The 12169-nt window shown below is 62.2% G+C and carries 10 protein-coding genes and 1 tRNA gene; 5 read left to right on the plus strand and 6 right to left on the minus strand.

Annotated features, from left to right (window positions below):
* Nucleotides 1-152 precede the first annotated feature (152 nt).
* Both BW978_RS03485 and BW978_RS03490 read right to left on the minus strand, forming a co-directional pair.
* Nucleotides 153-794: a LysE family translocator gene (locus BW978_RS03485; RefSeq protein ID WP_076392227.1), complete on the minus strand. Its 642-nt coding sequence runs from the start codon at nt 792-794 to the stop codon at nt 153-155.
* 35 nt (nt 795-829) lie between these two features.
* On the minus strand, nt 830-4606 hold the full coding sequence (locus BW978_RS03490) for a PAS domain-containing sensor histidine kinase (RefSeq protein ID WP_076392229.1): 3777 nt from the start codon (nt 4604-4606) through the stop codon (nt 830-832).
* 247 nt (nt 4607-4853) lie between these two features.
* Between BW978_RS03490 and BW978_RS03495 the strand changes: the two genes are divergently transcribed.
* The 3 genes from BW978_RS03495 to BW978_RS23265 all read left to right on the plus strand — a co-directional run bounded on the left by BW978_RS03495 (nt 4854) and on the right by BW978_RS23265 (nt 6015).
* A complete protein-coding gene (locus BW978_RS03495; protein ID WP_076392231.1) occupies nt 4854-5294 on the plus strand; it encodes a phasin in 441 nt (146 codons plus the stop codon).
* Nucleotides 5295-5458: 164 nt separating this feature from the next.
* A tRNA-His gene (locus BW978_RS03500) sits at nt 5459-5535 on the plus strand.
* A 177-nt stretch (nt 5536-5712) separates the two neighbouring features.
* Complete coding sequence (locus BW978_RS23265; RefSeq protein ID WP_175616839.1) at nt 5713-6015, plus strand: PilZ domain-containing protein; 303 nt, start codon at nt 5713-5715, stop codon at nt 6013-6015.
* Between the two features lie 96 nt (nt 6016-6111).
* On the opposite strand, the gene BW978_RS03505 is transcribed toward BW978_RS23265, so the two are convergent.
* From BW978_RS03505 to BW978_RS03520, 4 genes are all read right to left on the minus strand, one after another.
* Complete coding sequence (locus tag BW978_RS03505) at nt 6112-7215, minus strand: branched-chain amino acid aminotransferase (RefSeq protein ID WP_076392233.1); 1104 nt, start codon at nt 7213-7215, stop codon at nt 6112-6114.
* 158 nt (nt 7216-7373) lie between these two features.
* Nucleotides 7374-7979, minus strand: coding sequence for a HupE/UreJ family protein (locus tag BW978_RS03510; RefSeq protein WP_076392235.1), 606 nt, complete (start codon nt 7977-7979; stop codon nt 7374-7376).
* A gap of 93 nt (nt 7980-8072) precedes the next feature.
* Nucleotides 8073-8954 (minus strand): LysR family transcriptional regulator, encoded by an 882-nt coding sequence (locus BW978_RS03515; protein ID WP_076392237.1) that lies wholly within the window; start codon nt 8952-8954, stop codon nt 8073-8075.
* Between the two features lie 33 nt (nt 8955-8987).
* On the minus strand, nt 8988-9449 hold the full coding sequence (locus tag BW978_RS03520) for an Rrf2 family transcriptional regulator (RefSeq protein WP_076392239.1): 462 nt from the start codon (nt 9447-9449) through the stop codon (nt 8988-8990).
* Nucleotides 9450-9588: 139 nt separating this feature from the next.
* Here BW978_RS03520 and BW978_RS03525 point away from each other — a divergent pair, with 139 nt between their 5' ends.
* Nucleotides 9589-10494 carry an NAD(P)/FAD-dependent oxidoreductase gene (locus tag BW978_RS03525; protein WP_076392241.1) on the plus strand — a complete coding sequence of 302 codons (906 nt, stop codon included), beginning with the start codon at nt 9589-9591 and terminating at the stop codon, nt 10492-10494.
* A gap of 105 nt (nt 10495-10599) precedes the next feature.
* The gene (locus BW978_RS03530) at nt 10600-12096 is read left to right on the plus strand and encodes a CoA-acylating methylmalonate-semialdehyde dehydrogenase (RefSeq protein WP_076392243.1); all 1497 of its coding nucleotides are present in this window, start codon (nt 10600-10602) and stop codon (nt 12094-12096) included.
* Nucleotides 12097-12169 lie beyond the last annotated feature (73 nt).

Here is a 12169-nt window from a genome sequence, read left to right on the forward strand (position 1 = left end):
GTCTCCTGGCATATACCCCGGTTGGCCTGGCGGGAGGGGCTGTGCCCGTGCTAGGGAGTGTGGACAAGCGTTGAACCCTTGCGAATACGGCAATGGCTTTCCTCTAGCGGAAAGCGAGGGCGATGAAAACCGGCCCGACTGTCGCGGCGTAGTCAGCGCCGCAGATGTGTCAGACTTTCGCCGATCAATCGCAGCCCAAGTGCACCGATAACGGCGCCGGCGAGGCGATCGACCCAGAGTTTTGCGTTGAGATAGGCGCGTTGCGAGCGCGGCGCCGAAAAGGCGATCGCAACGATGGCATACCACCCGGCCTCGATCAGAAAGATCACTGGCGGCAGTGCAAGAACCACCATGAGTGGCGGGTTCTGCGGCATCAGGGCCGCAAAGATGCTGGCATAGACCAGGGCAGTCTTCGGATTGCTGATCTGCGTGACGAAGCCGAGCGCCAGAGAGCGGGGCAGCGAGTGCATGGTCCGTCCCTCTGCCGATCCGACCGAGATCGGCGCAGCTGCGCCGCGCCAGATCATCACGCCGAGATAGACGAGATAGAGCCCGCCCGCGACCTTCAAAACCAGGTAGAGCCATTCAACCCGTTCGAGCAGCGCAATCAGACCAGCGAGCGCGAGAACCGCAAACAGAGCTCCGCCAAGCCCCATCCCGATCGCTGCTGCGAGCCCATGCAGTCGCGTATTGGCAACCGAAATCCGCGACACAAGCACGAAGCTCGGCCCGGGGCTCATAGCGCCGATTGCAATGGCGACGGCAATGCCGAGGAGAATGCTGAATGCCGTCATGCCGTTCTCCCCGTCCTCGCGATCATTCCGAGATGTCAGTCCGCCAATACCCTCGGCGACGGAAAGGTCACCTCGACCAGCGTGCCTTCGTTCGGCGTCGACGAGATCGCAAACTGGGCCCGGTTGGCATCGACCATGGCCTTGGTCAGCGGCAGGCCGAGACCGGTGCCGTCACCGCGATTGCGTGGCGTGCCGGTCGAGACCTGGCGGAAGGGCTTCATCGCCTGCTCAAGCTCGCTGCGCGACATGCCAATCCCTGTGTCCCGGATCCGAAGCACGACGCTGCCATTCGCCTCATAGGCTGTCGACACGATGATCTGCCCGCCGGACGGCGTGAAGCGGATGGCGTTTGCCAGGATGTTGAGCACGATCTGCTTGATCGAGCGCCCGTCGGCCACGACATTCGGCACGGCTTGCGACAGCGCGGTCCGGATGATCACCCGCTGGCCGTTTGCCTGCGGCTGCACGATCGATACCGCTGCCTGCACTGCCTCGTTGAGCCCCACCGAGGAAAAGTCGAGCTCCATCTCGCCCGCCTCGATTTTGGAAATGTCGAGGAGGTCGTTGACGATGTCGAGCACATGTCGTCCCGAGCGCACGATGTCATGAGCATATTCGCCGTAGCGCGGATGACCGACCGGGCCGAAATGCTCGTTGGCCATCATGTCGGCAAAGCCGATGATCGCGTTGAGCGGTGTCCGGATCTCGTGGCTGACGCGGGCAAGGAAGTCCGTCTTGTGGGCATTGGCCGTTTCCGCCGCGCGCTTTGCGTTGCGAAGTTCTTCCTCGGTCCGCTTCCATTGCGTGATGTCGCGGATGACCGCGCAATAGCCGTTGGAGGAGTTGAGCTTGCCGATGGTCATGAACAGCGGCAGGAAGCCGCCCGAGGCCTCGCGACCGATCACCTCGCGCCCGTCATTCAGCACACTTGCGACGCCGTGGCCGGAAAGCCCGCTCAGATAGTCGAGTATGGACTTCTGGCTCTCATGCGCAAACAGCATGACAAAGGGTTTGCCGCGCGTCTCCATGTCGTCGAAATTGAAGAGCGCGCTTGCCGCCCGGTTCATCGAACGAATGTCACCGTCGGAATCAAGGATGACCACGCCGTCGGTCGCGGTTTCCAGGATCGAACGCAGCTCGTCGACCTCGACCTTGAGGCGCGTGAGTTCGCCCGCCTGCGCCGGTGTCGCGGCCGGGGCAACCGTCTCCACCTGCGGCTCGACCGGAGCTTCCGGCCGCACGGTCTCCTCCGGCTGGGCAATCAGTGCCAGCATCAGGGCGGTGGTTTCCTCGAAACGCACGGACTGCAGTCGTGCCGTGACGGGCAGCAGGCGATCGTCGGCGCAGAGCGCCACAACCTGACCTGCCTCGTCACCGGGCTCTTCCAGATCACGACGCTGGATCAGTGTGTCGAGACCACCGGCCTCGTCGAGTTCGCCTAGCGTCTTGTAGCCCGTCAGCGCGAAAAACTCCGGATTGGCATGGATCAGCCGATCGCCGACATGCACCAGAAGCGCGACCGGCATCAGGTCGATGATATCGGCGGTCAGGCTACGTTCGCGTTTTCCGGCCGGCCGATCCGTCGCAAAAGCTGGCAAGCTCGCTTCGACAGTCGGTTCGGCAACGGGTGCGCTCGGCTCCGGCGGCTCGGTCGGAGTGACCGCGTCCACATGCTCCGTCTGGCGCGGTTCCGGCGTCTTCGGTGACGGCGCGACCGGCTCGTTTCGCAGCACGGGTGGCTCCGACGACGCCAGCGATTGCTCGACCTTTGCCCTCAGGCTGAGCGGATCGAGCTTGCGGGCGATCTCCTGGAATGCGGCCTGTTCGCCGGGTGTCAGGCTGTCGCGCTGGCGGACACGATGATCCTGCAGCTGCACGACCTTGTCCGGCAGGCTGGATTTGCGCGGCTCCATGATCCGCAGCACCGGTGGCTCGAAGTTAACAGAGCTCGGCGGCGGGAGGTCGTCGGTGCTTTCGACTTCCGCGCTCGTTTCGGCATCGTCGATCACAGCCTTGTCGTCAGCATCCTCGACAAAGGCATCGAGGGTCTCCTCGCCAGCCTCGGCGATCTGCTCTTCGACATAGTCTTCCGGCGGATGGCTCTCGCCTTCACGGAGCTCGCTCAAGAACTCCGCGAGCTCCTCATCCCGGTCGCTATGCATGCCGGTCGGCAGTTCCTCCGGCGCATCAACGGACGGTTGCTGCTCGACAAAGGTCATGCCGATCGCGTCCGGATCGTCCTGTGCATCGGCGACCCTGACGATCCCGAAGCCCCGGAAGCCGTCGAATTCCCGGTTGCGCGTATAGGTCGGCAGGGCCGCCAGATCGACGGGCACGACCAGACGCGTTCCTTCGGCGGGCCAGTAGATCGTCTTGCCAGACCATGTGTCGCGCTTCTTCAGGAGATCGCCGATCTTGCCGTCCGGATCGAGATTGAAAAGGGCTGCGAGATCGGAGAAGGCAACGCCCTCGATATCGGCCGCACGCGGACCGACGGCCTGGGCGAATTCCGCCGAAACCTCGCTGAACCGGCCCTCGGCATCGATCTTCCAGACGAAGCGCGTGGCGCGCCGATCCTGACGAAACGCGAAACCTTCGGTGTCGTGGCCATCATGGCCCGCGACCCTGGTGGTCGGCGCGACGGTCGCTGCAGCGGCGGTCTCGACGGTCTCAACAGTTTCGACCATCTTGTTGGTAGCGGGCAAGTCCGCTTGCGCGATGGCAGGCGGTTCGTCGGAATGTTCGGTCGTGGATGACGGAGCCATATCCGGCTCGCTTGCGGGCGTATCTTCGGTCTCATCCGCGAGCGCGTCGACATCCGCGTCCACCGTTTCGTCCTGCTCGTCGAAGGCGTCGGTTTCTGGCTCGATCTCTTCGATGTCTCCGAGGGCGGCAATCACGCTCTCGAAGGGGGCCGCAGGCGAGGGCAGTTCGGCCGATTTTGCCATTGCCTCATTCGCGGAGATTGCGAAGTCTTCGGTCTCGGTCTCGGTCTCGGTCTCGGTCTCGGTCTCGGTCTCGGTCTCGGTCTCGGTCTCGGTCTCGGTCTCGGTCTCGGTCTCGACCGTATGGTCGGCCCGGACAGGCTCGGCGATTGCGGTCGGCAGATCCTCGTCTTCCGCAAAGTCGTCGCTCGGGTCCATCTGGCCGAGGATCGTCTCGACCGCGAACAGAAGATGCAGGGCCGGCGTGTCGGAGATCTTGCCGATCGCGGCGGGGAGATATCCCCGGCCTGTCGGGATCGGCCGCTTGACGAGCCTGTCTGCATCCGCCTCGACCAGATTGATCAGCATGCGCGCCGTCTGCGGCGTGATGCCGAGGCTGGGGAAGCCGTCGGAGCTCGCGACGAGGCCGCCCTCGCCATCGAGCACGGCCATATGCGTGTCCGGATCGTCGAAGCCGCTCATCAGTTCCTGGGCGAGCTGCTTTTCCCCGGTCGCGCGCTTAAGGGCCGGCAGCGAGAGCAGGATCACCGGCTCCCCCTTGCGGATCTCGATGCAGTCGGCGGATGCCGTGATCGGCATCTTCTGGAAGCCCGAGGTAATGCGCAGCATTAGGCTGCGGCTGTCACCTGGCGCTGACAGTTGGCGGGCAACCGTTTCGAGCTGCCGGAAGGTGATGTCGCCACGGTTAGGACCTTCCTCGAGAAAGTCGTAGATCGAGTTGGCGCCGAAGAAGCGCGCGCCGGCCCCGTTGCACCAGAGAACCCGCTCCAACCCCGGCGCAAACAGCACGAGCGCCTCGCCCCGCGCCAGACGCGGTCGGATGACGTCGTGCACGGCGACATCAATGAATGGGTAGTGAGCGGGCATTTTTGGACCTGTCGCTTCATGACCTGCAAGCAAATTAACAGATTTTTAATAGCTAGGCAGTGCCTTTGGGTCCAGAAAGTCGGCATCCTTTCGATTGATAAGGTTAATCCGCCGCGGTTTTCAACATGCAGAAAATCTAATTGTGCACTGCACAATCATATTGCAATGCACCATATCAGGTGCTATATAGGGTTCATGAATGAAACATGAGGGGTCGCCGAGATCCCCCGACAAGAGGAAATGCATCATGAACACCAAGGATATCTTCTCTTTCTCCTCCTTCGACCCTTCGAAGATGCAGGAAAGCTTCCGTGATTTCGCCGAAAAGGGCGCATTTCAGTCTAAGGAAGCCTATGCCAAGATGAAGTCTGCCACGGAAGAAGCCACCAAGACCATGGAAGCGACCGTCCAGACGGCCCAGGCCGGCACCGTCGAACTCGGCCTCAAGGCCATCGACGCCATGCGCACCAATGCCGATCTCTCGCTCTCCCACATGGAAGCGCTTCTCGGCGTCAAGTCCATGGCTGAGCTGGTCGAGCTTCAGACCGCCTTCATCCGCAAGCAGGCTGAAGTGACGATTGAACAGGCCAAGGCGATCCAGGAAACCGCCAAGAAGGTTGCCGAGACGATGACCAAGCCTGGCAAGGAAGCTGCCGAAAAGGTCATGTCCTCGCTCAAGGTCGCCTGATCGACTGCGATTGCTGAAAAATCCTCCCAAGGATCTTAGGCCGGGCATAGCGCCCGGCCTTTTTCATAACCCCAAGCCTTTTCGCTTGATGCGCAGAAAGGGCTTGAAAAAAAATCCATCTGCTCGTATGTGACCCCTCGACGGCGTCAGCAACGCGGTCATGTGCGGTTGTAGCTCAGTTGGTTAGAGCGCAGGTTTGTGGCACCTGAGGTCGGAGGTTCGAGACCCCCCAACCGTACCATTTTTCCACATCTCTATCTGGTATCTGCTCCTGAGAGACGCACGCCGTCTTGGCGCCATCCAGCATCGCTCAAATGCGATCGATTCCGTTTACCTGAATGAAAGGCACCTCGAACTTCGTCCTTTCGCCTCCCGCGCCTACCTGCTCTGGTCTTCTGTGTCTGAATGGAGGTCCATGATGGAGCGACGAAACGAGATGCGGCGGTCCTGCGAACTGAGTTCGCTGGTGCTGATGTTCGGCTGTCACTTCCGCGCCTTCATCTCAGACTGGAGCCCCAAGGGACTGAGACTGGAGCTGAGAGACGGACTGCTACTCGCCGATCGCGAGGCCTTCGTCCTGCATTCCGGGCGCTTCGGCGTTTTGCACGCGCAGGTGATCTGGCGGCGAGATGAAGAGGTCGGGGCTCGCATCCGCAATTGGCGAACGGCGGCGGTGGCCGACCGACACCATTTCCTGGGCTTTCATGCCTCGGCCTCCTGACACCGGCCGTCTGCCAACCCGTCCGCACTCACTAGGTCAAGAAAAACCCCGCCATGGTGCCATGACGGGGTCGCTTGCGTGCGCGGGAAACTGGGCTCAGACGCGGGTCACTTCCTTCACCCAGCCATGAGCATCGGCAACCGAGCCGCGCTGGATCCCGGTCAGCTGATTGCGCAGCTTTTCCGTTTCGATGCCGGTGCCCGCGTTGCCGATGACGAATTCGCCGCCGGGATGGCGCACCGTGCCGATCGCGGCGACCACGGCAGCCGTGCCGCAGGCAAACGCCTCGCGCAGCTTTCCGCTGCGGGCATCCGCCATCCATTCGTCGAAGGAATAGGGACGCTCGACGACCTTCAAGCCATTCTCATTGGCAAGCTTGATGATCGAGTTGCGCGTAATGCCCGGCAGGATCGTGCCCGAAAGCGGCGGCGTAACCACGGTGTTGTTGTCCATGACGAAGAAGACGTTCATGCCGCCCAGTTCCTCGATCCACTTGTGCTCGGCAGCGTCAAGGAAAACGACCTGGTCGCAGCCACGGCTTGAGGCTTCCTTCTGGGCAAGCAGGCTGGCTGCATAATTGCCGCCGCACTTGGCGGCACCCGTGCCGCCGGGCGCTGCGCGCGTGTAGTGCTCGCTGACCCAGAGCGTCACCGGCTTGCTGCCCCCCTTGAAGTAGGGGCCGACGGGCGATGCAATGACGCAGAAGACGTATTCGCGCGACGGGCGAACGCCGAGGAAGGCTTCGCTGGCAAACATGAAGGGGCGTAGATAAAGGCTGCCTTCACCCTCCGGAACCCACTTGGCGTCGATCTTGACCAGCTCTTCGACGGCCTTCAGGAAAAGCTCTTCCGGCACATCAGGCATAGCCATGCGCTCGGCCGACTTGTTGAAGCGGCGAGCATTCTCTTCCGGGCGGAAGAGCGTGATGCGGCCGTCAGCGGCCTTGTAGGCCTTCATGCCCTCGAAGATTTCCTGCGCATAGTGCAACACGCTTGCGGCCGGATCGATCTGGAACGGCTTGCGGGCCGACACCTCCGGGCTGTGCCATCCCTTGTCGACATGCCAATGCACCACCGCCATATGGTCGGTGAACAGCGTCCCAAAGCCCAGGTTTTCGAAAGCCGCGAGCCGCTCGGCTTCCGGCATGGGCGAGGCATTCGGAACGATCTGGAAGTCGAGAAGTGCAGAATTCGTGGTCATGGAGAGCCTGTGCCTGAGCTGTTCACGGTTGCGATGGCCACGCCGATGGAGCGGTCGCAGCCGGTGCCGTCGTTTGTGCGGTTTGATCCCGGTTTGTCAACAGAAACCGTGCTATCGCGATGCAGCAAAACGCTTGGTCTGCAGGGCCCGGAGCCGGTTCAGCCCGTTAGGAGCCCAAACAGGAACCAGACGCCGGCGAGCGAGATGGCAGCTCCGAGCGCCTGCACCAGCCGCCCGCCGCCGATCGGCTTCAGGGCGGCACCGATTGCGATCCCGATCACGTGGATAATGCCGGTCGAAACGACGAAGCCGACGGTAAAGGCTGCGGGATCGCTGGCACGTGGTGCGAGCACCCCATGCGGATAGCCATGCATCAGGGCAAAGGCTGCGATCAGCACCAGCGCCACCCATTCCGGCGCCCGCCAGGCGGCTGCGATCGCGCCGCCGAGAACGATGACCGAAACGGCAATCCCGTACTCGATCGGCTGGTCCGGCAGAACGCCGGTCATGCCGATGATGCCACCGACGCACATGATCATCGGAAAGGTTGCCGGCAGCGTCCAGACCGATCGCCCACCCATCTGCGCGCCCCATAGGCCGACGGCCAGCATGGCAAGCAGATGGTCTAAGCCAGCCAGCGGATGCCCGAAGCCCGACCCGAAACCGCCGAGCGGCCCGTCCATGACATGGGCGCTCGCCGGCAGGGCGGGGAGGATGGAGAACAGGAGGGCAGGGAGGCCGAGACGGACGAGAGGCTGGAGCATGGCAATATCCGTGGGTGATGAGGTCGGCGCAGTGTATCTGCCTCAATCGCGAGGGAAAAGCGTGACAGGTGAAAACGACCGGTCAGGCGCGTGTCAGCCGAAGATCGCCCGATCCTGCTCGACGGCATCCTGCAGGAACTGCACGACCGCCCGCACCCGCACAAGTTCCCGCGCGCTTTCGTGGAAGGTCGTCCAGTAGGCCCGCCGGAGCGTGATATCAGGCAGGACGCGCACGAGGTCGTCGTGCTGCCGGGCGATGTAGCTGTGCAGGATACCGATGCCCGCACCCGCCAGAACCGCCTCCGTCTGGCCAATCGCCGAGGAGATCTCGAAGCCGGCATTCCAGTCGCGCATCACCTCGCCGGTGAAATTCAGCGAAGGCGTGAAGATCAGGTCCTCGACATAGCCGATCCGGCGATGGGCCTTGAGCTCCTCAGGCGTTGCCGGCAAGCCGTTCGCCTCGATATAACCCTTCGAGGCATAGAGGCCGAGCGTATAGTCGACGAGCTTCGACGAAACGAGCCGTCCCTGATCCGGCCGCTCCAGCGTCACGGCAATATCCGCTTCGCGCTGTGACAGCGAAAAGGAGCGGGGCACAGGCACGAGCTGGATCTTCAGTTCCGGATGCCGCTCGATGAGCGTACCGAGCCGGGAGGCGAGGAAGAAGACGCCGAAGCCGTCGGGTGCGCCGATCCGCACGGTGCCGGCAACTTGCGTATCGGTGCGCCCAAGGCGCGCCTGCACCTCAAGCATTTCCGTTTCCATGCGCTCGGCGGAGGAAAGGAAGGCTTCGCCCTCGGCGGTCAACTCGCAGCCATTCGTGCGGCGGATAAAGAGCCGCGTCTTGAGCGCCGTCTCCAGCGACGTAAGCCGCCGCGAGAGCGTGGCGTGGTTCAGGCCAAGACGTCTTGAGGCGGCAAGAATCTGGCCCGTGCGCGCCACGGCCAGAAAGATGCGAACGTCATCCCAGTTCATGCCAAGGCCTCCCCCGTTCCGCCGGTCCAGGCCTCATGTATCGAAACCATGTGCGCCGCTGCTTAAGCCGAGCATGTCCAACCGCCGGTCGAAGTTATCAGCGATGTCCGAGAGTTTGATCGTTGCAAAACGCGAAAGCAACAGTGCCTCGGCCTCCCGCCGTGCATCCTCAAGGGCCTCGTTGACCGATATCTCGACGAGACAACCCGCGTGGTCCGATGCGCTGACGAGGCAGAACAGTTCCGGCCGCTCGAGCGCTTCATAGACATCGAGCAGGCTGATCTGGTCCAGGCTCTTGCTGAGCTTCCACCCGCCGCCATGCCCCTTTTCGGACTGCACATAACCCCGTTCGCGCAAGCCCGCCATCGTCCGGCGAACGACCACCGGATTGGTATTGAGCATCCTGGCGATCAGTTCGGAGGTCGCAGGCTCGCTGCGCCTTCCGAGATGGATCAGCACATGCAGCATGCGGGACAGGCGGCTATCCCCGCGCATCGGTCTCTCCTTGGTTTTCTCTCCAACACCGGTAACCCATGCCACTTCTCGCAACAAGTCGAGTTACATCACTTGACAGGGCTTCATCGCGTAACTTAATAAGATACATAACTTTAAAAGTTACATGATGGAGTGTCGGATGAAGTATGATGCAGTCGTTGTGGGCGGGAGTTTCGCGGGTCTCTCGGCCGCCATGCAGCTTACCCGGGCGCGTCGGCGGGTCCTGCTTGTCGATGCCGGCAAGCCGCGAAACCGCTTTGCCGAAGCCTCCCATGGCTTTCTGGGCCAGGATGGCGTCGCCCCCGCAGGCATTCGTCAGATCAGCCTGCAGCAGCTCGCGCGCTATCCCAACTTCACTTTGCTGGAAGGGGAGGCGGCCTCGGCCGAGCGATGTCTGGGTGGCTTCAGGCTCACCATGGCGGATGGTGCTCGCATTGAGGCGTCCGTTCTCATCCTGGCCCTGGGCGTCACCGATACCCTGCCATCCATTCCCGGCCTCACCGAACGTTGGGGCCGCAGCGTTCTGCATTGCCCCTATTGCCACGGCTACGAGATCGGCGGCGGTCCGATCGGCATCCTCGCTTCCTCGCCGCTTGCAGCCCATCAGGGCAGCATCCTGCCGGATTGGGGCCGGACGACCATGTTTGTCGAGCCCGGGGTTACCTTCGATGAAGAGCAACAGGCCATGCTCGCCGCCCGAGGTGTGGGGATCGAGACTGAACGCGTCGTGGAACTCATCGGCGAAGGGCAGGGGCTTGAAGCCGTTCGCCTGGCTGACGGACGCATTGTGGAAGTCCACGCCCTCTTTGCCCAATCAAAAGTGTCCATCGCCTCGCCGCTGGCATCACAGCTCGGCCTGGAATTGGAAGAAGGGCCGCAAGGCTTCCACATCAAGGTCCAGATGGGCAGCACAAGCCAGCCGGGTGTCTTCGCTGCTGGCGATGCGGCCAGTCCGATGCACAACGCGACGCTGGCCAGCGCCTCCGGCGTGATGGCTGGAATCTCGGCCCATCGGGCCCTGATCGAAGCCTCGCTCTGGCCATGAAAGACCTAATTGCTTTAATTTCTGCACAACAGATGCGTAAATCATCGCGTTGATTTGTGGAAATCAAAGCGCATACTGCCTCCATCAGAATTCAGGAGGAAACCCATGTATCAGGTTGGTCATTTCATCGGCGGCAAGCATGTCGCCGGCACCTCGGGTCGCAAGCAGCCGATCTACAACCCGGCCACCGGCGAAGTGCAGGGCGAAGTGTCGCTCGCAAGCGCCGAAGAGCTGAATGCAGCGGTCGAGAACGCCAAGGAAGCTCAGGCCAAGTGGGCTGCCACGAATCCGCAGCGCCGCGCCCGCGTTTTCATGAAGTTCGTTCAGCTTCTGAACGACAATATGGACAGCCTGGCCGAGACGCTCTCGCGCGAGCACGGCAAGACGATCGAAGACGCCAAGGGCGATATCATCCGTGGTCTCGAAGTCTGCGAATTCGTCATCGGCATCCCGCATCTGTCGAAGAGCGAGTTCACCGAAGGCGCTGGCCCGAACATCGACATGTATTCGATCCGCCAGGCCGTCGGCATCGGCGCCGGCATCACGCCGTTCAACTTCCCGGCCATGATCCCGATGTGGATGTTCGCGCCCGCCATCGCCTGCGGCAATGCCTTCATCCTGAAGCCGTCGGAGCGCGATCCGTCCGTTCCGATCCGCCTCGCCGAACTGATGATCGAGGCAGGTCTCCCGGCCGGTATCCTCAACGTCGTCAATGGTGACAAGTCCGCCGTCGACGGTATCCTCACCCATCCTGATATCTCGGCCGTCTCCTTCGTCGGCTCGACCCCGATCGCCCGTTACGTCTATGGAACGGCTGCAATGAACGGCAAGCGCGCCCAGTGCTTCGGCGGCGCCAAGAACCACATGATCATCATGCCGGATGCCGATCTCGATCAGGCCGCTCAGGCGCTGATGGGTGCCGGCTACGGCTCGGCCGGCGAACGCTGCATGGCAATCTCGGTCGCTGTTCCAGTCGGTGAAGAAACCGCCAACCGCCTGATCGAAAAGCTGACCCCGATGGTGGAAAGCCTGCGCATCGGCCCCTACACCGATGACAAGGCCGATCTCGGACCCGTCGTCACCAAGGAAGCCCAGGCGCGCATCAAGGGCCTGATCGATAGCGGCGTCGAAGCCGGTGCCAAGCTCGTGGTCGATGGCCGCGACTTCAAGCTCCAGGGCTATGAGAACGGCTATTTCGTCGGCGGCTGCCTCTTCGACAACGTCACGCCTGATATGGACATCTACAAAACCGAAATCTTCGGACCTGTCCTCTCGGTCGTCCGTGCCAAGACCTACGAGGAAGCCCTCGACCTGCCGATGAAGCATGAATACGGCAATGGCGTTGCGATCTACACCCGCGACGGTGACGCCGCTCGCGACTTTGCTAGCCGCATCAACATCGGCATGGTCGGCATCAACGTGCCGATCCCGGTTCCGCTCGCCTACCACTCCTTCGGCGGCTGGAAGTCCTCGTCTTTCGGCGACCTGAACCAGCACGGCACGGATTCGATCAAGTTCTGGACCCGCACCAAGACGGTCACGTCGCGTTGGCCGTCGGGCATCAAGGACGGTGCCGAATTCGTCATGCCGACGATGAAGTAAGGAAGCCAGCAGCTTCTTCACATTCGCGCCACCCTGTCGAAAGGCATGGTGGCGCTCTCTTGTCAGCATGAAA

The sequence above is a fragment of the Rhizobium sp. RU33A genome (assembly GCF_900156055.1).
GTDB lineage: Bacteria > Pseudomonadota > Alphaproteobacteria > Rhizobiales > Rhizobiaceae > Allorhizobium.

Bases quoted from the DNA above. Each gene is read 5' to 3' on its own strand.
- BW978_RS03485 (WP_076392227.1), bottom strand. From the start codon at position 794: ATGACGGCATTCAGCATTCTCCTCGGCATTGCCGTCGCCATTGCAATC.
- BW978_RS03490 (WP_076392229.1), bottom strand. From the start codon at position 4,606: ATGCCCGCTCACTACCCATTCATTGATGTCGCCGTGCACGACGTCATC.
- BW978_RS03495 (WP_076392231.1), top strand. From the start codon at position 4,854: ATGAACACCAAGGATATCTTCTCTTTCTCCTCCTTCGACCCTTCGAAG.
- BW978_RS23265 (WP_175616839.1), top strand. From the start codon at position 5,713: ATGGAGCGACGAAACGAGATGCGGCGGTCCTGCGAACTGAGTTCGCTG.
- BW978_RS03505 (WP_076392233.1), bottom strand. From the start codon at position 7,215: ATGACCACGAATTCTGCACTTCTCGACTTCCAGATCGTTCCGAATGCC.
- BW978_RS03510 (WP_076392235.1), bottom strand. From the start codon at position 7,979: ATGCTCCAGCCTCTCGTCCGTCTCGGCCTCCCTGCCCTCCTGTTCTCC.
- BW978_RS03515 (WP_076392237.1), bottom strand. From the start codon at position 8,954: ATGAACTGGGATGACGTTCGCATCTTTCTGGCCGTGGCGCGCACGGGC.
- BW978_RS03520 (WP_076392239.1), bottom strand. From the start codon at position 9,449: ATGCGCGGGGATAGCCGCCTGTCCCGCATGCTGCATGTGCTGATCCAT.
- BW978_RS03525 (WP_076392241.1), top strand. From the start codon at position 9,589: ATGAAGTATGATGCAGTCGTTGTGGGCGGGAGTTTCGCGGGTCTCTCG.
- BW978_RS03530 (WP_076392243.1), top strand. From the start codon at position 10,600: ATGTATCAGGTTGGTCATTTCATCGGCGGCAAGCATGTCGCCGGCACC.